This window comes from Brevundimonas sp. Br13, from assembly GCF_055391505.1.
In genome coordinates, this window is record NZ_AP044008.1 from 2,061,589 (window position 1) to 2,080,480 (window position 18,892).

An 18,892-nucleotide genomic window follows, 5' to 3' on the forward strand; every position below is an offset into this window, starting at 1 on the left:
CATGCGGATCGTCGCCGGAAGCCTAAAGGGCCGGGCCATCGTCGCGCCGGAGGGGCAGGGCACGCGCCCGACCTCGGACCGGGCGCGCCAGGCCCTGTTCAACGTGCTGGAGCACGCCGCCTGGAGCGAGAGCCTGAACGGCCTGCGGGTCATCGACCTGTACGCCGGATCGGGCGCCCTGGGCTTTGAGGCGATCAGCCGGGGCGCGGGCTTCTGCCTGTTCGTCGAGACCGACGACGGGGCCAGGGGCGCGATCCGGGAGAACGCCGACGCCTATGGGCTGATGGGCCGCACCCGGGTCCATCGGCGCAGCGCGACCGACCTGGGCGTCCGGCCCGGATCGGACGGCGAGGCCTTCGACCTGGCCTTCCTGGACCCGCCCTACGGCAAGGGTCTGGGCGAGCAGACCCTTGTGCGGCTGCTGGAGGGGAACTGGCTGAAGCCGGGCGCCCTGGTGGTGTTCGAACGCGGCTCGGGCGAGCCGGACATCGACACCCCCGGCTATGACCGGCTGGATGCGCGGGACTATGGGGCGGCGCGGGTGCTGTTCCTGAAGGTCGCCCCCGCCGCCTGACGGGGCGAAAGTGCACTCCAAATTCTTTTAGTGCACTTTCGTGCAGATTTTTGCGAGGGAGTCGCAGGACGGTCAGTCCTCGGGCGGCGGTCCCAGCAGGGCCTCGTCCTCTTCGTCGATCTCGCGCCGCATCCCTTCCAGCGAGGCGTCCACCTCTTCGCGGCTCATGCCCCTGAAGAAGTCGGCGTCGAAGGCGCGGGCCTCGCGGGTCAGGTCGTCGGCCAGGGCGCGCCAGCGCCGGGCGTCCGACGCGCGCCCGCCCTCCACCGCCTCGATGAACCGCAGGCGGGCGGTGCGCGCCAGCTCGTCCAGGTCGATGTCCTCATACAGGGACAGGTTGATCTCGCCGGGCGGCGGCTCCACCTGATCGCTGCGCCGCCAGCCGTATTTGCGGGCGCGGCGGCGAAAGGCCGACAGACCCAGGTCATGACGCCGACATACGGCCTCGGCGCTGAGACCCGACAGATAGTCGGCGCGGGCCTGGCCCCAGATGGCGGCTTCACGGATGCGATAGGGCTGGGTCATGGCCGTGTCCTTAAAACGACGGTACGTCAGACTCGGACGTGGAGCGAGCCCCCCTCCGTCGGCTTTCGCCGACGGGGCGTGTCAGGCGCGGACCAGCCTCTGGATCAGTCCCCGCGCCCCCGCCGTCACCTCGGCCCAGGTGACCTCGAACCCGGCGTCGTCGCCGAAATAGGGATCGGTCACGGCCTGGCCCTCGCGGCCGGGCACGTGGTCGAGCAGAAGACTGAGTTCGGCGACGGCGCCCCCTTCGTCGTCTCTGGGCGCGATCCGGCGCAGATCAGCCAGGTTGTCGTGGTCCAGGGCGATGAGGTGGGTGAAGCGGCGGAAGTCCGCCGGCGTCACCTGCCGGCCCTGATAGCCGGAGATGTCGATCCCATGTTTGCGCGCCACGGCCTGGGCGCGCGGGTCGGGCGGATGGCCGACATGCCAATTCCCCGTGCCGGCGGAGTCGACGATCAGGTCGAGACGCAGGCGTTGGGCCTCGGCGCGGAGGGCGGCCTCGGCGAGGGGGGAGCGACAGATGTTGCCGAGGCAGACGAAGAGGATGGAGGGCATCAAGTCAGCCTCCCTGTGATGTCGGCTTCAACCAAATTAACGCGGCGGCAGTTTCGATTGCAGCGCCTGCGAGATACGGTTCGCGGCAGCTGGATAGGCATCAGGATTCTTCAACGCGCCGACAACCACACTTGTGTAAAGGTCTTTGTGCATGCCGAGCGCTTGAGCTAGTGACCCCAATAGTCGCTTGTTTGGCATGACTTTTAAATAGCCGTCCCAAGACCCGGCGCATGCTTGATCCACGACGCTAGCTTCAACGTCGAAAACCGCACCTATGTCGGAAACGACCCGCGAAATATCCACGGTAGACACGAAGGCAGCCCGTGTGGCCGGTCGGTCAGGATTGCTTCTAGCCGCGTTTGCAAGCCCTTCGAGGGCAATATCGATGCGGCGTTTTGCGCGCTCGACGATAACCGGCTCTCGCTGCATAGCCCGAGATTTTTCGCTAGCTTCAAAATCTGTCCAGCGCGAGTCGAAATCACTCAATCCAAGGTGTAGTGCGACGGATTCGGCGACCTCCTTTAAACAAAAGAGACCTTCGATCTCGTGAACTGGCAGAACATGAAAACCTTCTGCTTGGCGGCTAGCAAGCCATTCATCCGGCCAGAAGTCTCGTTCAATCAGGCCAGTCGGACTCGCTGCAGAAATAGTGTCGCCGCTCTGAAATACATAGGTCGACTGTCTTACTGCGGTGCAGCTTCCCACCGGTGCGACCGAGGTGCCGCCAGAGTTGAACCAGGCCTCATAGAAAGGTCTATCGATACTGCCATCGTCTACGCCTTCGCAGAAAACGAGGCGGCTTGCCGAAACCGAAAGAGTAGCAGCTCCGTAAATTTCTTCAAATACGGCGGGGGGGATTCTCTCACTTGCGGGGATCACAGAAACAACATTTTCAGCCCGCACTACAACCATTCGCGCATTGCGTCGTGACAGCGCGAAAGCAAGATCGTGGGTCACGTATGCGAACCGGCAGTCCAACCGTGACTGCTCAACGACATCCCAGAAGCGTCGGGCCAACAGACTGTGCATGTGAACTTCGGGTTCGTCGATTAAAACAATGCCAGCCGAGGCCGTGACGATCCTAGCGATCAGGTAGAGGATGCTCCGCTCGCCTTCACTCATGTTGGAGGCTGCGTACGTATTTCTTGTCCCATCGGGAAGCGTACGTTCGACCCGAGGATTGTAGGACTGGAGATTGAATCGACGCTCAGGGAAAACAACACGCCAAAGACGCTCTACGTCTGCAATCTTGGTGCTCGGGCGAGGAGCTGTTGGGCTGTCGGCGGTAGCGCGATAAAAATCTACGCCTACCTGAGCTTCCTCCGCCTTCAAGTAAGTAAAAAGCTGATTTATATCTTGAACCTTGCGGCGGTTCGCTTGGCCCATCCCCGGTATGTTATAACCGTTGTTTTGCTGTGATCGGAGCATATTTTCAGCGTCATGCATAGCGACCGGCCCCAGAGTGTCTGGAACGTCCGTTTGGCGATCCGCTGGGATTAGCGTGACGTTAGGAGATGTCGCTACTAGAGAAACTAGCCGAGATTTACCTGCTCCATTGGCGCCAATGAATACCACGGGCTCGCAGCCAGAAATAATTCGATCCCCGTCAACCGTAATAATGGGGCGAACTTGCTGGCCCGGCATGCGCGGTCGATGGTCTGGGATGTCGAAGGTAAATGGGATGGACGCGTTGGCTTGCGACATCGGCGTTCTCTAGCAGCTATAAAGTCAAGCATCACCGTGCGACGCGCAAGCGCTGCGCAACTGCACCGCGAGTAGCTCTACAGTTTGTGTCAGTCACAGAGCAAGGGTCGATCTTGGCGTGGATTCGACCACAATTGTCCCACTCACCGCCGCCCGAACAGCTTCTCCAGATCGTGCAGCTTCAGCTCCACATAGGTCGGCCGCCCGTGGTTGCACTGGCCCGAATGGGGGGTGGCTTCCATCTGGCGGAGCAGGGCGTTCATTTCGGGGGCGGTGAGGATGCGGCCGGAGCGGACGCTGCCGTGGCAGGCCATGGTGCCGCAGACCTCGGCCATCCGCTCCTTCAGCGACAGGGCGGCGCCGTGTTCGGCTAAATCGTCGGCGATGTCGCGGATCAACCCTTGCACGTCCGTGTCGCCCAGCAGGGCCGGGGTCTCGCGCACCAGGACGGCGCCGGCGCCGAAGGCCTCGACGATCAGGCCCATCTCGGCCAGTTCTTCGGCCCGCCCGGCGACGCGTTCGGCCTCGGCCGGGTCCAGATCGACCACCTCGGGCGTCAGCAGGGCCTGGCGGGTGACGGACCCTTCGGCCATCTGGGCCTTCATCCGCTCATAGACCAGGCGTTCGTGGGCGGCGTGCTGATCGACGATGACCAGGCCGTCGCGGGTCTGGGCCACGATATAGTTGGCATGCAGCTGGGCCCGCGCGGCGCCCAGGGGCAGGTCGATGTCGGAAGGGGGAGGGGCGAGTGGCTGGGGGGCAGTGGCGAGTGGCGAGTGGCGAGTGGCGAGTTCGCCGTATGAGGCGCCGTCCCAGCCGGGTTCGACGCGGGCGCTGCGTTCGTGGAGGCCAGGCAGGACTTGCGCCGCGGCGGCGGGCTGGGACCAGCCTGTCCACCCGGACCAGCCCTCGCCACTCGCCACTCGCCACTCGCCACTCTGCGTCACGCCCGTGTGCGGCCTGAACCCGCTCAGAGCATCCGCCGCCACGGTCGTGCTCGCCCGGTGGCCGGCGGCGTGGAGCGCGTGCCTCAGGGCGCCGACGATCAGGCCGCGCACCAGGGCCGGATCGCGGAACCGGACCTCGGCCTTGGCGGGGTGGACGTTGACGTCCACGTACAGTGAGTCGATGTCGATGAAGAGGGCGGCGGCCGGGTGCCGATCCCGCGCCAGAAAATCGGCATAGGCGCCGCGCAGGGCCCCTTGCAGCAGCCGGTCCTTCACCGGGCGGCCGTTGACGAACAGATACTGATGCGCCGCATTGCCGCGCGAATAGGTGGGCAGGCCCGCATAGCCCGACAGGCGCACCCCGTCCCGCTCCTGGTCGATCAAGAGGGCGTTGGCCTCGAAGTCGCGACCCAGCAGGGCCGAGAGCCGTTTCAGCCGGCCCTCGTCGCCGGGGTGTTCGGCGGGCAGGCGCAGCGCGACCTTGCCGTCCAGCGACAGGGTGAAGGCGACGGCCTCGTGCGCCATGGCCTGGCGTTTGATCTCTTCCGAAATGGCCATGGCCTCGGCTCGTTCGGACTTCATGAACTTGAGCCGGGCGGGGGTGGCGTAGAAGAGGTCGCGCACCTCGACCCGCGCGCCGTGCGGGCCGGGGAAGGGGGCGGGGGCCAGGGGGCGGGTCGCGCCGCCCTCGACCTGGATGACCCAGGCCTCGCCTTCATCGCGCGACCGGGTGGTGATCGACAGGCGGGCGACCGAGCCGATCGAGGGCAGGGCCTCGCCTCGAAAGCCCAGGGTGTGGATGCGCAACAGGTCCACGTCCCCGGCGTCGTCGGGCTCCAGCTTGGACGTGGCGTGGCGTTCGACGGCGAGCGGCAGTTCTTCCTTGGGGATGCCCTTGCCGTCGTCGGCGATCAGGATGCGCGACAGGCCGCCGCCGTCGGCCTGGATCTCGATATTGCGGCTCCCGGCGTCCAGGGCGTTCTCGACCAGTTCCTTGATGGCGCTGGCCGGGCGCTCGACCACCTCGCCGGCGGCGATGCGGTTGACGGTTTCGGGGGAGAGGCGGCGAATGGGCATGTGCCCGCCAAGATAGGGGGGCGAAGGGATTCGCGCCACGCCGGTCAGGGCCGGACCGTTTCCGTCAGGCGGGGACGGCGGAGGCGGCCGTCTGTTCCAGCAGGGCCTGAAGCGCGCCGATCTGGATCGGCTTGCCCAGGACGCCGTCGGCCCCGGCGGCCCGATAGCGGGCCACGTCGTCCTCGAACACATTGGCCGTCAGCATGTGAATCGGGGTGCGGGGGCGGCCCTCGGCGGCCTCCTCGGCGCGGATCAGCCTGACCGCCTCGACCCCGTCCATCACCGGCATCATGGCGTCCATCAGCACAAGGTCGAACCGGTCGGCGCGCAGGGCGTCCACCGCGTTGCGCCCGTTCTCGACCAGGGCGAGGTCCAGGCCGAACGACTGGAACAAGAGGGCCAGCAGCTTGCGATTGGCCGGATGGTCCTCGGCCGCCAGGACGCGCAGGGCTGGGGGCGCGTCGGGCGTCGGTGCGGGCGGAGCGGCCTCCGCGTCCGTCTCGACGGGGGCGCGCGGGGCGGTGAAACGGAACCAGAAGACGGCGCCCGCGCCCTCGGCCGGACGCACGCCGACGCTTCCGCCCAGCCCCTCGGCTGCGGCGCGGCACAGGGCCAGGCCCAGACCCGCCCCGCCTGCGGCCCGCCCGGCGGCCAGCTGTTCGAACGGCTGGAAGATGCGCTCGCGCTGATCCTCGGGCACGCCGGGGCCCTGGTCGTGGACCTCCAGGCTCAGGGCGATCCGGCCGTCCGCCTGGGGCCGGGCCTGGGCGACCAGGCGGATGGTTCCCGCCGGGGTCAGTTTCAGGGCGTTGGACAGATAGTTGATCAGCACCTGTTCGACCCGCGCCTGATCCGTCAGGACCGCGAAATCGGCAAGGTCGCCGTCCAGAACGACCTCCAGCGTCAGGCCCAGTTCGGCGACGCGGGTGCGCCAGACCCGGGCGATGGCCTCGATCCGGGCGGCGACGTCGACGGGAGCGATCTGGAGATCGGAATGACCCGATTCGATCTTGGAGATGTCCAGCGCCCCGTTCAGCAGCCGCAGCAGCATGCCGCCCGCCTCGGCCATGTCGTCGATCACGACCGCCTCGGCCTTGGGCCGGCGCCGGCCGCGCAACACCTCGGTCAGGCCCAGGATGACGTTCAGGGGGGTGCGGACCTCATGGCTGATCATGGCCAGGAAGCGGGACTTGGCCTTGTTGGCCCGTTCGGCGGCGGCCCGGTCGGTCTCGGCCTGGCCCAGGGCGGCCTGAAGCTGGCGGCTGCGTTCGGTCAGGGCCACCATCAGCTCCACCGTCTCGCGGTCGCCGCGCCACTGACGCCAGGCGGCGGCGATGATGCCCAGGACGAACAGGGCGACGGCGAACTTCAGCGTCGGCGTGGCCTGGGGCTGGTGGGCGGCGATGATCATGGCCGCGATCGACGGCGGCGCCACGGCCGCCAGGAAGCTGCGCCGGCTGATGTGGACCTGAAGGGCGCCCACCATCAGATTGCCCGCCAGCAGCAGCCGCAGATAGTCGATCGTATCGGGCCGAACCCACCAGGCGGCCAGGATGTAGACGGCGTTGTGCGAGGCCAGCCCCAGGGTGATCAATTCGGTCCGAAGACGGAACCGCCGCCCGGCGCCCGGCGCCTCGGGCCGGGTGCGGGCGATCTCCACCGTGCGCCACAAAAGGACATAGAGGCCCAGCTGGATCAGGCCGAAGTTCGCCGCCCAGCCCCAGTCCAGCACCCAGGCGGCCACCAGAATGACGGCGACGATGGTCGTCAGCCGGACCGCGAACATGTCGCGATACCGGTCGGCATAGGCCCGGATATAGTCGGCTTTCTGGATCACGCGGCGGCGCCCCTCTTACGAGCTTCGCCATAAGGGGAGGACCTTAATGAGCCCTCAATCCGGCCCTACCCCACCTTCACCCGCGTCGCCGCCTCGGGCAGGTCTTCCCCGAACGCCCGCTGGTAGAACTCGGCGATGGTGGGGCGTTCCAGTTCGTCGCACTTGTTCAGGAAGGTCAGGCGGAAGCTGAGCGCCACGTCGCCGCCGAAGATCAGGGCGTTCTGGGCCCAGGTGATGACGGTGCGGGGCGACATGACGGTGGAGATGTCGCCGTTCATGAAGGCGTTCCTGGTCATGTCGGCGACGCGGACCATGGCGGCGATGCGGCGGCGCCCTTCCGCGTCCGACCATTCAGGGACCTTGGCGGCGACGATCTCGGCCTCGACGTCGTGGTCGAGGTAGTTCAGCGTGGTGACGATGTTCCAGCGGTCCAGCTGGGCCTGATTGATCTGTTGCGCGCCGTGATACAGGCCCGTGGTGTCGCCCAGACCGATGGTGTTGGTCGTGGCGAACAGGCGGAAATATTTGTTCGGGCGGATGACGCGGTTCTGGTCCAAGAGCGTCAGGCGGCCTTGCGCCTCCAGCACGCGCTGGATCACGAACATGACGTCGGGACGGCCGGCGTCATATTCGTCGAAGACCAGGGCGACGGGGCGTTGCAGCGACCAGGGCAGTATGCCCTCGCGGAACTCGGTGATCTGCTTGCCGTCCTTCAGGACGATGGCGTCCTTGCCGACCAGGTCGATGCGGCTGACGTGGCTGTCCAGATTGATGCGGACCAGGGGCCAGTTCAGGCGGGCCGCCACCTGTTCGATATGGGTCGACTTGCCGGTGCCGTGATAGCCCTGGACCATGACGCGGCGGTCGAAGGCGAAGCCGGCGCAGATGGCGATCGTGGTCTGGGGATCGAAGCGATAGGCCTCGTCGATCTCGGGCACATGGCTGTCGCGCTCGGCGAAGGCGGGCACGGTCATGTCGCTGTCGATGCCGAAGGCCTCGCGCAGGGTCACGCGGCGGGTCGGTTCCAGGGTGATCAGCGGATCGGGGGAGGCGTCGAGCGGGGAGGTCATGCCCGAGCGATTAGCGCACGTTTGGGATCACTTAAACCCCGCTCATCCCCGCGAAAGCTGGGATCCCGTTCTTTTGCTCGGCAGTGCGTTGGGCGATGCGCTTTTGCAGACGGCGGCGATCATCGCCCAAGGCACTGGATCCCCGCATTCGCGGGGATGAGCGGAGGTCTTACTTGGCCGCCAGGCGAACGTCGACGTTGCCCCGCGTGGCGTTGGAATAGGGGCAGACCTGGTGGGCCTTTTCGATCAGGTCTTCGATCACAGCCTGGTCCAGGCCGTGGTCGGTGACGGTCAGATCGACGTCCAGGTTGAAGCCTTCGCCCCGGGTGTTCTTGCCGAAGCCGACGCCGGCGGTGATCTTGGTGTCGGGGCCGACGGGCGTCCCCGCCTTGCCGCTGACCAGACGAAGCGCCCCCAGGTAACAGGCCGCATAGCCGGTGGCGAACAGCTGTTCGGGATTGGTCCCGTCGCCGCCCTTTCCGCCCATTTCCTTCGGCGTAGAGAGTTTGACGTCGATCTTGCCGTCGTCGGTGGTCGAGCGGCCGTCTTCGCGGCCGCCGCCCGAGGCGGTGGCCTGGGCGCGGTACAGAACTTCCATGGCGGTCTCCTGTGTTGGGAAGGCTTCAGATGGGGGCTGAACGAGGCAGGGAAAGGGGGCGTTGCATCCGCACCCTAGCCTTTCGGGGCCGACGCGGGCTAAAGCACCAATTCGGGGCGTGTCGTCGGAGTAGGCCGTGAAGATTGCCGAACGCTGGTTCGTATGGGCGGGCATGGTCCTGCTGGGCGGCATCGCCCTGGCGGGGGTGGCGGTGGCCGTCTATGCGGCCTGGCTGTTCCACGACCTGCCCGACGCCTCGGAACTGGCGGACTACCGTCCGCCGACGGCGACGCGAGTCTATGCGGGCGACGGCACCCTGATCGGGGAGTTCTCGGACGAGCGGCGAATCTACGTCTCCTACGACCAGATTCCGGCGACGGTGGTGCAGGCCTTCCTGGCCGCCGAGGACCGCAACTTCTTCCAGCACGGCGGCATCGATGTGGGCGGCATAGGCCGGGCGTCGCTGAAGAACGTCTTCAACCTGGCGCAGGGGCGCCGGCTGGAAGGCGGCTCGACCATCACCCAGCAGGTGGCCAAGAACGTCCTGCTGACCAATGAATCGAGCCTGAACCGCAAGCTGAAGGAAGCCATCCTGGCCAATCGCCTGGAGGCGACCCTGTCCAAGGAGCAGATCCTCGGCCTGTATCTGAACGAGATCTTCCTGGGCTACCGGTCGTTCGGCATCGCCTCGGCCGCCTACAACTATTTCGGCAAGTCGCTGAACCAGCTGACGCCGGACGAGGCGGCCTTTCTGGCCTCCCTGCCCAAGGGGCCGAACAACTATCACCCCAAACGCCATCCGGGCGCGGCCAAGGGCCGGCGGGATTGGGTGCTGGGCGAGATGGAGCAGAGCGGCTGGTTGACCCAGGCTCAGCTGGCCGAGGCGCGCGCCCGGCCCCTGGTCACGCGCGACGCGCCGCAGCGGTCGGAATATAAGGACGCGGACTTCTTTGTGGAGGAGGCGCGGCGTCAGGCGGCGGCCAATCCCGATTTCGGCGCCCAGTTGCGCGCCGGCGGCTTCTATATGCGCACCACCCTGGACCCGACCTTGCAGACGGCCGCGCGCCAGGCCCTGATGCAGGGTCTGGAGAACTATGACCGTCGCCACGGCTGGCGCGGAGGGTGGGGCTCGACCGACTTCGCCGAGGGCTGGCAGGCCGCCGCCCTGAAGGAACAGGCGCCGCCCGAACGCCGCAGCTGGCAGGCCGCCGCCATCGAGAGCGTCAGCGGAAACACGGTTCGCATCCGCACCGCCAAGGACGACGAGAGCGGAACCCTGATCGCCGCCGACGCCGCCTGGGCCAACGCCAACCGCCAGCTGCGGCGCGGCGAGCTGATCTTCGTCGAGAAGAAGAACGGCCAGTTCGCCCTGAAACAGGTGCCGCGCGTCAACGGCGCCCTGGTGGCGATCGAGCCCCAGTCGGGCCGGGTCCTGGCCATGGTGGGCGGCTATTCCTTCGCCCTGTCCAGCTTCAACCGGGCGACCCAGGCCAAGCGACAGCCGGGGTCGGCCTTCAAGCCCTTCGTCTATGCGACGGCGCTGGAGGGGGATTTCACCCCCGCCTCCATCGTGCTGGACGCCCCGATCAGCTTCGCCGGCGGCCCCAACGGCCAGCGCTGGACGCCTGAGAACTACAGCCGGGAATATTACGGGCCCCAGACGCTGCGGCGCGGGCTGGAGCTGTCGCGCAACGTCATGACGGTGCGCCTGGCCCAGTCGGTCGGCATGAAGAAGATCGTCGATCAGGCGGACAGGATGGGGATCCCGGGACTGACGCCAAACCTGTCGGTGTCCCTGGGCGCGGGCGAGGTGACGCCGCTGGAGATCACGGCGGCCTATTCGGCCTTCGCCAACGGCGGACGGCGCGTGACCCCCTATCTGATCGACTATGTTCAGGACCGGGACGGCCAGACCATCTTCCGCGCGGACGCCCGCAACTGCCGCGAATGCGGGCGGGGCTTCTCCGGTCAGGAATCGCCGCGTCTTCAGCCGCGCGGAACCCAGGTGATCGATCCGATCACCGCCTATCAGATGAGTTCGATGCTGGAAGGCGTGGTCCAGCGGGGCACGGCCGCCAGCGCGCGCGGCCTGGGTCGCTGGGTCGCCGGCAAGACCGGCACGACCAATGAATACCGTTCGGCCTGGTTCGTCGGCTTCACCACCGATATCGTGGTGGGGGTCTTCATCGGTTTTGACGACAACCGGTCGCTGGGGTCCGGCGAGGCCGGCGCCTCGGCCGCCGTGCCGGTCTTTACCGAATTCATGCAGACGGCGCTGAAGGAGCGGCCGGCCCGGCCCTTCGTGCGGCCCAAGAACGCCGTCTTCCGCACCGTGAACGGGATCGAAGAAGCCTTCCGCCCCGGCACTGAACGCCAGGCGCCGGCCCCGGTCCAGGCCCCGAGCCAGCCGGTCGGACCCCAGAACTATTATGACGTGATCCGTCGCGAACAGGAGGCGGCGGCCGCCGGCGCCAACGCCCCGCCGCCCGCCGCCGCCCCGCCGCCGCCGAAGAAGGCGCCGGCCGAGGACTTGAGCGGACTGTACTGAGGCTCTAGGTAGGCCTTCCGAACGGCGCGTCCTCGTGGCGCGCCGTTCTTCATTCTTTTCGCCCTATCGCGCGACCTGCGGGCCGCGCTGCTTGAGGGCCTAGTGTCGCTGGAGATTGCGATGAGACCGGATGTCGAGGCCATGAAGGCCGACATCGAGCAGAGCGTCGCTCTGCTCAGGAGGCGTCTTTGACTGGGACGTCGCCGTCAGAAAGCTCGATGAGCTGAACGCACGGGTCGAGGACCCGACCCTGTGGGACCGGCCGGAAGAGGCCCAGGCCGTCAGCCGCGACCGTTCGCGCCTGGAAGGCCAGATCAACGCCGTCAAGGCGATGGAGCAGGACCTGGAAGACGGGGTCATGCTGGCCGATATGGCCGATGAAGAAGGCGACGAGGCCGCTCTGGAAGAGGCGCGCGCCCTGTTGCGCGGCATCAAGGAGCGGGCGGCGCGGGCCGAGCTGGAGGCCCTGCTGTCCGGCGAGGCCGACGGAAACGACGCCTATCTGGAAGTCAACTCCGGCGCCGGCGGCACAGAATCCAACGACTGGGCGGGCATGCTGCTGCGGATGTACAGCCGCTGGGCCAAGGCTCACGGCTATGAAGTCACGGTCGAGGCTCAGGAGGACGGCGAACAGGCGGGGGTCAAGTCGGCCACCGTTCTGATCAGCGGCCCCAACGCCTATGGCTGGCTGAAGTCGGAATCCGGCGTCCATCGCCTCGTGCGGATCAGCCCCTATGATGCGGCGGCCAAGCGGCACACCTCGTTCGCCTCGATCGGCGTCTCGCCAGTCGTCGACGACACGATCGAGATCGACATCAATCCGTCCGACGTGCGCACCGACACCTATCGCGCCTCGGGCGCCGGCGGTCAGCACATCAACAAGACGGATTCGGCCGTGCGTCTGACGCACATTCCGACCAATACGGTCGTGTCCTGCCAGACCGGCCGGTCGCAGCACCAGAACCGCGAACAGGCGTGGAAGATGCTGCGGGCGCGTCTGTATGAGCTGGAACTGCAGAAGCGCGAGGCGGCGGCCCAGGCCCTGAACGACGCCAAGACGGACATCGGCTGGGGGCACCAGATCCGATCCTATGTGCTGCAGCCGTATCAAATGGTGAAGGACCTGCGGACCGAGGTCGAGACCTCGGATACGCAAGGGGTGCTGGACGGTGACCTTGACGCCTTCATGGGGGCGGCCTTGGCGGCGCGGGTCGGCCAGACGCGGGGCTCGGTCGCCGATTGACGGCGAGGGCGCGGCCTGATCGCTGAAATCCGGCGATCAGGCCGCGACGCGGATCAGGCGTTCGGCTTCAGGGCCACGACGTCAGCCTTGGCCTCGCTCGCCGGGGCGGGCGTCGGCTGGGGCGCGACGGGGGCGACCGGCGCCGGGGCGGGGGCCTGACGCTGGCCCTGGGCGACGCGGCCCTGGAAGAAGGCGCCGACGTCGATCGACAGCTGTTCGGCGGTGATGTCGCCTTCCACATAGGCTGTGGCGACCAGTTTGATCTGCTTGCCCTGGACGCCGCCGACGATGCGGCCGCGCACTTCGATATAGTCGGCCTGGACATTGCCCTCGACCGCGCCGGTCTCGCCGACGATCAGGCGGCCGACGCGGACGTCGCCCTTGATCTGTCCATCGATCTGCAGATCGCCCGCGCCGGTGATATTGCCTTCAAAGGTCAGGTCGGAGGACAGGGTGGACAGGCCGCGGCCTGGCGTCGTGGCGGCCGGGGCCGCGCCGGGGCGCGGGGCGGCCGGCATGTCCGGCAGCGGCGGAATGGCCGGGGCCGCAGGACGAGGCGACGACGGCGTCGGGGTCGCGGGTTTGCTAATTTTGTTGAACAAGTTGATCTCCTGCTCTGAGGAAGCGTGCGGGGTTCTGCGGCCGGCCGTTCAGCCAGACTTCGTAATGGAGGTGGACGCCGGTCGATCGGCCGGTGGTGCCCATGGCGCCGATCCTCTGGCCGAGCGCGACCGACTGCCCCGGCTGGACGGCCAGGGCGTTCAGATGGGCGTAGCGTGTCTTGAAGCCGCGCCCGTGGTCTATCTCGACCGTATTGCCATACCCTGAACGAACGCCGGCGAAGGAAACGACGCCGGGCGCCGTGGCGTAGATGGGGGTGTTCAGCGGTGCGGCGAAGTCCTGGCCCTGGTGGATGGCGGGACGGCCGTTGAAGGGGTCGAAGCGGACGCCGAAGCCGGAGGTGGTGCGGGCCTGGGTCGGCCGTTTGAACGGCAACTCTTCGGCGGCGTCAGACAGGGTCCGCATTTCGTTCAGATTGGTCGCCGCGTGGCGGATGCGGACGGCGAAGGGTTCGTCCACATCCAGAATAGCGGCCAGGGCCCGGGGATCGCGCGCCTCCACCAGGGGGCCGCCCAGCGGTTCGGCGGCGGCGACATAGGCGGCGGGATTGAGGCCGGCGAGGCGGAAGGCCAGTCTGAGCCGTTCGGCGCGGGTCTGGGCGAAGGTCTCCGCTCGATCCAGCAGCCGTTCCTGGTCCAGCCGTACCGCCAGAATGCGCTGGATCGGCGGCATGTCGGCGCGCAGCGGCTTGGGCGCCAAGGCCTGGACCGCCCCGTTCACGCCGTTCAAGCCGGTCATGATCTGGGCCAGGGCGGCGTGACGCCGCTCGATCATGGCGGCCGTCTGGTCCAGGGCGCCGTTCGTGGCGGACATGCGGACGACCGCGCTTTCCAGCCGCGCCTGAAGGTCCGCGTTCAGCCGCTCTGACGCGGCGCGCGCGCGGATGACCTCGGAATCGGCGTGGCGCCGGGTCACGATGTCGAAGAGGAAGGCGCCCGAGGCGACCAGAGACCAGACCAAGAAGGCCGATGCCGCCAGGCCGAGCAGGATCTGACGCCGGGCGGTGAGGGCGTAGGCCCGAACCTCGTCATGGCTGCGGAGATAGACGTAACGGACGGGCAAAAAACGATCCATGAAGGAGCGTTTCGGCGCTTTCTCTTCCAGGTCCATAAAGCAACGCCCCCACGTCGAGGTGGGGTTTATCCGCCGCCTTTATGACAGCGGCAAGATGGTTCACCTGTTGTTAACTGTCATTTCCGGCCTTTTCGGGCATTTTCACGCAAAAGTGCCTTGAGAATCCCGGAATGCGAGAACCCGCTTGGACGGGATTCCCCTTGAAGGCGATTCGGCGTTCTCAGCCCAAGGCGCGGGCCGCTGCGAGAACCTCGGCGGCGTGGTCGGCGACCTTCACATTGCGCCAGGCGCGGGCGATCCGACCCTCGGCGTCGATCAGGAAGGTGGCGCGCTCTATGCCCATATATTCGCGGCCGTACAGCTTCTTCTGGACCCAGACGCCCCAGGCCTCGCAGGCGGCGCCGTCCTCGTCCGAGGCCAGGACGACGGCGAGGGCGTATTTGGCCTTGAACTTGTCGTGCTTCTTCACCGTGTCCCTGGACACGCCGATGACCGGGCAGCCCAAGGCGGCGAAGTCGGCGGACAGGGCGGTGAAGTCCTGGGCCTCGCGGGTGCAGCCGGTCGTGTCGTCCTTGGGATAGAAGTAGACGACGGCGGGCTTGCCCCTCAGGGCGGCGAGGGAGATCCGGCCGCCGTTGTCGGTCGGCAGGTCGAGAGCGGGGGCGGGCTGGCGTTCATCGGTCATCGGGTGTCTCACTTACTCCGCTCATCCGCGCGAAGGCGGGGACCCAGTCCTTGGCGTCCTTCATGCCGCCAAGACGAAGGTGATCGTAAAGGTCGAGCCAGTCTGGGTTCTGCCGCTCAATCATCCGCAGTTTCCAAAGCCGGTTCCATTTCTTGATCTGCCGCTCCCGGTGGAAGGCCGCGTCTCTACTTTCATGCGCCTCGTACCAGACGAGCAAATGGACGTCGTACTTCGCCGTGAATCCAGCGAAGGTCTTGTCCCTGTGCTGCCTCACCCGTTGGATCAGATCGTCGGTCGAGCCCGTGTAAAGGGTGCCGTTTCGGCGACTGGCCACGATGTAGGTGAAGAAGGCCAAGCTTTGACACCTATCTGGGTCCCCGCCTACGCGGGGATGAGCGGAGCTGAAAAGCTACCCTAAACGGGCCTAACCAGCACGATCTTCTTCTTGCCGGCCGCCAGCTTGATCACGCCGTCCTTCAGATCGGCCTCGGTCAGCAGCTGGGCGCCGTCGGAGACGGCGACGTCGTTGAGGCGCAAGCCCCCGCCCTGGGCCAGGCGGCGCGCCTCGCCGTTGGAGGCGGTCAGGCCGGCCTTGGTCACGACGGCGGCGATCATGGCGCCGTAGATCTCGGCGGCCGGAAGTTCGACGGTCGGCAGGTCGGCGGACAGCTGACCCTTTTCGAAGGCGTTTTCGGCGGCGGCGCGGGCGGTGGCGGCGGCCTCGGCCCCGTGCAGCAGGGTGGTGGCGGCGTCCGCGAGGGCCTTCTTGGCCTCGTTGATGGCCGCGCCCTCCAGGGCCTCGTATTCGGCGATCTGCTCCAGGCTGAGGTCCGTGAACAGGCGCATGAAGCGGCCGACGTCGGCGTCCTCGGCGTTGCGCCAGAACTGCCAGTAGTCATAGGGGCTGAGCTGTTCGGCGTTCAGCCAGACGGCCCCTTGCGCCGTCTTGCCCATCTTGCCGCCCGAGGCCGTGGTCAGAAGCGGGGTGGTCAGGCCGAAGGCGGCCTTCTGGTCCACCCGGCGCACCAGATCCACGCCCGAGGTGATGTTGCCCCACTGGTCCGACCCGCCCATCTGCAGCGTGACCTTCAGGCTGCGGTTCAGCTCCAGGAAGTCCACCGACTGCATCAGCATGTAGTTGAACTCGAGGAAGGTCATCGGCTGCTCGCGCTCGAGCCGCAGCTTGACCGAGTCGAAGCTCAGCATCCGGTTGACGGTGAAATGGGTGCCGAAGTCGCGCAGGAACTGGATGTAGCCGTAGGTCGACAGCCAGTCGTCGTTATTGACCATGACCGCATCGGTCGGGCCGTCGCCGAAGGTCAGGAATTTGGCGAAGACCGTCTTGATGGAGTCGATGTTCGACTGGATCGTCTCTTCGGTCAGCTGGGGGCGCGACGTATCCTTGCCGGTCGGGTCGCCGACCTTGGTGGTGCCGCCGCCCATCAGGACGACAGGCTTGCCGCCCGCCTGCTGGAGCCGGCGCAGCATCATGATCTGGATCAGGCTGCCGACGTGCAGCGACGGGGCGGTGGCGTCGAAGCCGATGTAGCCGGCCACCACGCCCGAGGCGGCCGCCTCGTCCAGCTCGGTCGGGTGGGTGATCTGGTGGATGTAGCCGCGGGCCTGAAGGGTGCGGAGGAAGTCGGATTTGAAGGCTTGGTCGGTCATGGCGGAGGCTCCGTTAGCAGGGATGCCGGCGGTCGTCTTCCATTTCCGAAGAGCGCGTCGCCAGCGAAGGCGGCGCGAGTTCGCGGGCCGCTCGCTTACAGCGGGCGGTAATACAGGCCGGCGATGGCGCGGGCGGCGAACATGGGTTCTGGATAAGGCGCAGCGTTGACCGGCGTCAAGCCTGCGCTACGAAGACGGGATGCGTCTGCCCTTGATCCCGCACCCGACCTCTTCCCCCGGCGGGCTGACGCTGGAGGTCGAGGCGCGACGGGCGGGGCGGGTGTTGAGCCTGGAGTATCTGTTGGCCGGGCCGGTCGAGACGGTGCGCTGGCCGCAGGCGCCGGCGCGGGCCAGGACGGACGAACTGTGGCGGACGACCTGTTTCGAGGCCTTCGTGCAGACGGCCAGCGGCTATGTCGAATATAATCTGTCGCCGTCGGGGGCCTGGGCGGCCTATCGGTTCGACGGCTATCGCGAGGGGATGCGGGGGCTGGAGATCGCGCCACCCTTCATCGTCACGCGCATGGCCCAGGGGCGGTTCGTTCTGACGGTCGATGTGGAGCTGCCCGAGGATGCGACGGACGCGGTCGGGCTGACGGCGGTGGTCGAGGGTCTGGACGGGGCGATCGCCTATTGGGCCCTGGCCCATCCTTCGGATAAGCCGGACTTTCATCATCCCGACTCGTTTGCGTTGGAACTGCCATGAACTTCGGTCTCGACCGCCTGCTGTCCGACGACGCCCTGAGGGCGCAGCTGAAGGGGCGGCGCGTGGCCCTGCTGGCGCATCCGGCCTCGGTGACCAGGGATCTGAGCCATGCGGTGGACGCCCTGGCCGCCTGTCCCGAGATAACCCTGACCGCCGCCTTCGGCCCCCAGCACGGGATGAAGGGCGATCTGCAGGACAATATGATGGAGAGCCCGGATTATCGCGATCCGGTGCACGGCTTCCCCGTCTTCAGCCTGTACGGCGAGGTGCGGCGGCCCAAGGACGAATGGATGGAGACGTTCGACGTCGTCCTGATCGACCTGCAGGACCTGGGCTGTCGCATCTACACCTATGTGACCACGCTTCTGTACGTGCTGGAGGCGGCGGCGAAACACGGCAAGTCGGTCTGGGTGCTGGACCGGCCCAATCCGGCGGGGCGGCCGGTTGAGGGGATGACGCTGAAGCCCGGCTGGGAGAGTTTCGTTGGGGCCGGGCCTATGCCGATGCGGCACGGGATGACCCTGGGCGAACTGGGCCTGTGGTTCATCGACCGGTTCAAGCTGGATTTGGATTACCGGGTCGTGGAGATGCAGGGCTGGGCGCCGGAGGCGGGACCGGGCTTCGGCTGGCCGTTGGGGGAAAGGTCCTGGGTCAATCCCAGCCCCAATGCGCCGAACCTGAGCATGGCCCGCTGCTACGCCGGGACGGTGATGCTGGAGGGGGCGACCCTGTCGGAAGGGCGGGGCACGACCCGGCCGCTGGAGCTGTTCGGGGCGCCGGACATCGACGCGCGGGCGGTGATCGCCGAGATGCAGGCTCTGGCGCCGGAATGGCTGGGCGGTTGCGTGCTGCGCGACATGTGGTTCGAGCCGACCTTCCACAAACATGTCGGCAAACTGTGCAGCGGGGTGCAGATCCATGTCGATCACCCCGGCTATGACCACGCCGCCTTCAGGCCGTGGCGGGTGCAGGCCCTGGGCTTCAAGGCGATCCGGCGGCTGTATCCCGACTACGATCTGTGGCGGGATTTTCCGTATGAATATGCGTTCGGGAAACTGCCCATCGACGTGATCAATGGCGGGCCGGGCTTGCGGGAGTGGGTGGACGACGCGGCGGCGGGGCCGGGGGATCTGGATGCGGCGACGCGCCCGGATGAGGCGGCGTGGGAAGAGGCGCGGCGGGCGTTCCTGCTGTATTGATTTCACCTCTCGTCATCCTCGCCCTTGTGGCGAGGATCCAGACTCCCGGTGTTTGCCGTGTGTGCACGCTGTCCAAACACCGGGAGTCTGGATCCTCGGGACAAGCCCGAGGATGACGGAGAGGGCGAAGGCGGGGTGGCTGAGCTTGGGAAGGGGCGAGGCGGGCGTTCCTGTTGGATTGATGTCGCTTTTCGTCATCCTCGGGCTTGACCCGAGGATCGAGCGTTGAGGCGCGTGTGCGTCTGTTCCGGCGCAATGCGG

Annotated in this window: 18 protein-coding genes; 6 read left to right on the forward strand and 12 right to left on the reverse strand. The window is 67.0% G+C overall.

Annotated elements, in window-relative coordinates:
- Position 1: 1 nt before the first annotated feature.
- Complete coding sequence (gene rsmD / locus ACZ5M6_RS10145; RefSeq protein ID WP_464158438.1) at positions 2-574, forward strand: 16S rRNA (guanine(966)-N(2))-methyltransferase RsmD; 573 nt, start codon at positions 2-4, stop codon at positions 572-574.
- Between the two features lie 72 nt (positions 575-646).
- Here the strand turns inward: rsmD and ACZ5M6_RS10150 are convergent, their stop codons facing one another.
- From ACZ5M6_RS10150 to ACZ5M6_RS10180, 7 genes are all read right to left on the reverse strand, one after another.
- Positions 647-1,099: a hypothetical protein gene (locus ACZ5M6_RS10150; protein ID WP_464158440.1), complete on the reverse strand. Its 453-nt coding sequence runs from the start codon at positions 1,097-1,099 to the stop codon at positions 647-649.
- A gap of 81 nt (positions 1,100-1,180) precedes the next feature.
- A complete protein-coding gene (locus ACZ5M6_RS10155; RefSeq protein ID WP_464158442.1) occupies positions 1,181-1,654 on the reverse strand; it encodes a low molecular weight protein-tyrosine-phosphatase in 474 nt (157 codons plus the stop codon).
- A gap of 36 nt (positions 1,655-1,690) precedes the next feature.
- On the reverse strand, positions 1,691-3,358 hold the full coding sequence (locus tag ACZ5M6_RS10160; RefSeq protein WP_464158444.1) for an AAA family ATPase: 1,668 nt from the start codon (positions 3,356-3,358) through the stop codon (positions 1,691-1,693).
- 143 nt (positions 3,359-3,501) lie between these two features.
- Positions 3,502-5,382 carry a DNA mismatch repair endonuclease MutL gene (mutL, locus tag ACZ5M6_RS10165; protein WP_464158445.1) on the reverse strand — a complete coding sequence of 627 codons (1,881 nt, stop codon included), beginning with the start codon at positions 5,380-5,382 and terminating at the stop codon, positions 3,502-3,504.
- Between the two features lie 64 nt (positions 5,383-5,446).
- Positions 5,447-7,219 (reverse strand): response regulator, encoded by a 1,773-nt coding sequence (locus tag ACZ5M6_RS10170; RefSeq protein WP_464158447.1) that lies wholly within the window; start codon positions 7,217-7,219, stop codon positions 5,447-5,449.
- Between the two features lie 65 nt (positions 7,220-7,284).
- Entirely contained in the window at positions 7,285-8,289 is a 1,005-nt protein-coding gene (gene cobS / locus ACZ5M6_RS10175) for a cobaltochelatase subunit CobS (protein ID WP_054765606.1), read from the reverse strand.
- 169 nt (positions 8,290-8,458) lie between these two features.
- Positions 8,459-8,887: an organic hydroperoxide resistance protein gene (locus ACZ5M6_RS10180; protein WP_152950162.1), complete on the reverse strand. Its 429-nt coding sequence runs from the start codon at positions 8,885-8,887 to the stop codon at positions 8,459-8,461.
- 136 nt (positions 8,888-9,023) lie between these two features.
- On the opposite strand from ACZ5M6_RS10180, the gene ACZ5M6_RS10185 reads away from it, so the two are divergent.
- Positions 9,024-11,435, forward strand: a complete 2,412-nt coding sequence (locus ACZ5M6_RS10185) for a penicillin-binding protein 1A (protein WP_054765608.1) — start codon at positions 9,024-9,026, stop codon at positions 11,433-11,435.
- Between the two features lie 120 nt (positions 11,436-11,555).
- Positions 11,556-12,678, forward strand: a protein-coding gene (gene prfB / locus ACZ5M6_RS10190) for a peptide chain release factor 2 (protein ID WP_152950166.1) whose coding sequence is annotated in 2 segments (ribosomal slippage) — positions 11,556-11,624 and positions 11,626-12,678 — 1,122 coding nt in all. Because the reading frame shifts where the segments join, the coding sequence is not laid out codon by codon here.
- Positions 12,679-12,731: 53 nt separating this feature from the next.
- Here the strand turns inward: prfB and ACZ5M6_RS10195 are convergent.
- Both ACZ5M6_RS10195 and ACZ5M6_RS10200 read right to left on the reverse strand, forming a co-directional pair.
- Positions 12,732-13,280: a bactofilin family protein gene (locus ACZ5M6_RS10195; RefSeq protein ID WP_464158450.1), complete on the reverse strand. Its 549-nt coding sequence runs from the start codon at positions 13,278-13,280 to the stop codon at positions 12,732-12,734.
- Positions 13,264-14,373 carry a M23 family metallopeptidase gene (locus ACZ5M6_RS10200; RefSeq protein ID WP_464158452.1) on the reverse strand — a complete coding sequence of 370 codons (1,110 nt, stop codon included), beginning with the start codon at positions 14,371-14,373 and terminating at the stop codon, positions 13,264-13,266. The genes ACZ5M6_RS10195 and ACZ5M6_RS10200 overlap by 17 nt, the downstream gene beginning before the upstream one ends.
- On the opposite strand from ACZ5M6_RS10200, the gene ACZ5M6_RS10205 reads away from it, so the two are divergent.
- A complete protein-coding gene (locus ACZ5M6_RS10205; protein ID WP_464158454.1) occupies positions 14,372-14,533 on the forward strand; it encodes a hypothetical protein in 162 nt (53 codons plus the stop codon). The two genes, ACZ5M6_RS10200 and ACZ5M6_RS10205, sit on opposite strands and share 2 nt — an antisense overlap.
- Before the next feature lie 60 nt (positions 14,534-14,593).
- Here ACZ5M6_RS10205 and ACZ5M6_RS10210 read toward each other — a convergent pair whose 3' ends face one another.
- The 3 genes from ACZ5M6_RS10210 to tyrS are packed head-to-tail and all read right to left on the reverse strand — an operon-like array spanning position 14,594 to position 16,726.
- Positions 14,594-15,058: a peroxiredoxin gene (locus tag ACZ5M6_RS10210; protein WP_464158456.1), complete on the reverse strand. Its 465-nt coding sequence runs from the start codon at positions 15,056-15,058 to the stop codon at positions 14,594-14,596.
- Positions 15,048-15,413: a GIY-YIG nuclease family protein gene (locus ACZ5M6_RS10215; RefSeq protein ID WP_464158459.1), complete on the reverse strand. Its 366-nt coding sequence runs from the start codon at positions 15,411-15,413 to the stop codon at positions 15,048-15,050. The genes ACZ5M6_RS10210 and ACZ5M6_RS10215 overlap by 11 nt, the downstream gene beginning before the upstream one ends.
- 59 nt (positions 15,414-15,472) lie before the next feature.
- A complete protein-coding gene (gene tyrS / locus ACZ5M6_RS10220; protein WP_464158461.1) occupies positions 15,473-16,726 on the reverse strand; it encodes a tyrosine--tRNA ligase in 1,254 nt (417 codons plus the stop codon).
- Between the two features lie 199 nt (positions 16,727-16,925).
- Here tyrS and ACZ5M6_RS10225 point away from each other — a divergent pair, with 199 nt between their 5' ends.
- Together ACZ5M6_RS10225 and ACZ5M6_RS10230 are read left to right on the forward strand one after the other, a co-directional pair.
- Positions 16,926-17,432, forward strand: coding sequence for a DOMON-like domain-containing protein (locus ACZ5M6_RS10225; RefSeq protein ID WP_464158463.1), 507 nt, complete (start codon positions 16,926-16,928; stop codon positions 17,430-17,432).
- Entirely contained in the window at positions 17,429-18,631 is a 1,203-nt protein-coding gene (locus ACZ5M6_RS10230) for an exo-beta-N-acetylmuramidase NamZ family protein (RefSeq protein WP_464158465.1), read from the forward strand. Before ACZ5M6_RS10225 ends, ACZ5M6_RS10230 begins: the two co-directional genes overlap by 4 nt.
- The last annotated feature ends 261 nt before the right edge of the window (positions 18,632-18,892 follow it).

Coding starts and splice junctions, on each gene's coding strand:
- rsmD (WP_464158438.1), top strand. CDS start 2: ATGCGGATCGTCGCCGGAAGCCTAAAGGGCCGGGCCATCGTCGCGCCG.
- ACZ5M6_RS10155 (WP_464158442.1), bottom strand. CDS start 1,654: ATGCCCTCCATCCTCTTCGTCTGCCTCGGCAACATCTGTCGCTCCCCC.
- ACZ5M6_RS10210 (WP_464158456.1), bottom strand. CDS start 15,058: ATGACCGATGAACGCCAGCCCGCCCCCGCTCTCGACCTGCCGACCGAC.
- mutL (WP_464158445.1), bottom strand. CDS start 5,382: ATGCCCATTCGCCGCCTCTCCCCCGAAACCGTCAACCGCATCGCCGCC.
- ACZ5M6_RS10150 (WP_464158440.1), bottom strand. CDS start 1,099: ATGACCCAGCCCTATCGCATCCGTGAAGCCGCCATCTGGGGCCAGGCC.
- cobS (WP_054765606.1), bottom strand. CDS start 8,289: ATGACCTCCCCGCTCGACGCCTCCCCCGATCCGCTGATCACCCTGGAA.
- ACZ5M6_RS10225 (WP_464158463.1), top strand. CDS start 16,926: ATGCGTCTGCCCTTGATCCCGCACCCGACCTCTTCCCCCGGCGGGCTG.
- ACZ5M6_RS10180 (WP_152950162.1), bottom strand. CDS start 8,887: ATGGAAGTTCTGTACCGCGCCCAGGCCACCGCCTCGGGCGGCGGCCGC.
- ACZ5M6_RS10200 (WP_464158452.1), bottom strand. CDS start 14,373: ATGGATCGTTTTTTGCCCGTCCGTTACGTCTATCTCCGCAGCCATGAC.
- ACZ5M6_RS10205 (WP_464158454.1), top strand. CDS start 14,372: ATGAAGGAGCGTTTCGGCGCTTTCTCTTCCAGGTCCATAAAGCAACGC.
- ACZ5M6_RS10160 (WP_464158444.1), bottom strand. CDS start 3,358: ATGTCGCAAGCCAACGCGTCCATCCCATTTACCTTCGACATCCCAGAC.
- ACZ5M6_RS10230 (WP_464158465.1), top strand. CDS start 17,429: ATGAACTTCGGTCTCGACCGCCTGCTGTCCGACGACGCCCTGAGGGCG.
- tyrS (WP_464158461.1), bottom strand. CDS start 16,726: ATGACCGACCAAGCCTTCAAATCCGACTTCCTCCGCACCCTTCAGGCC.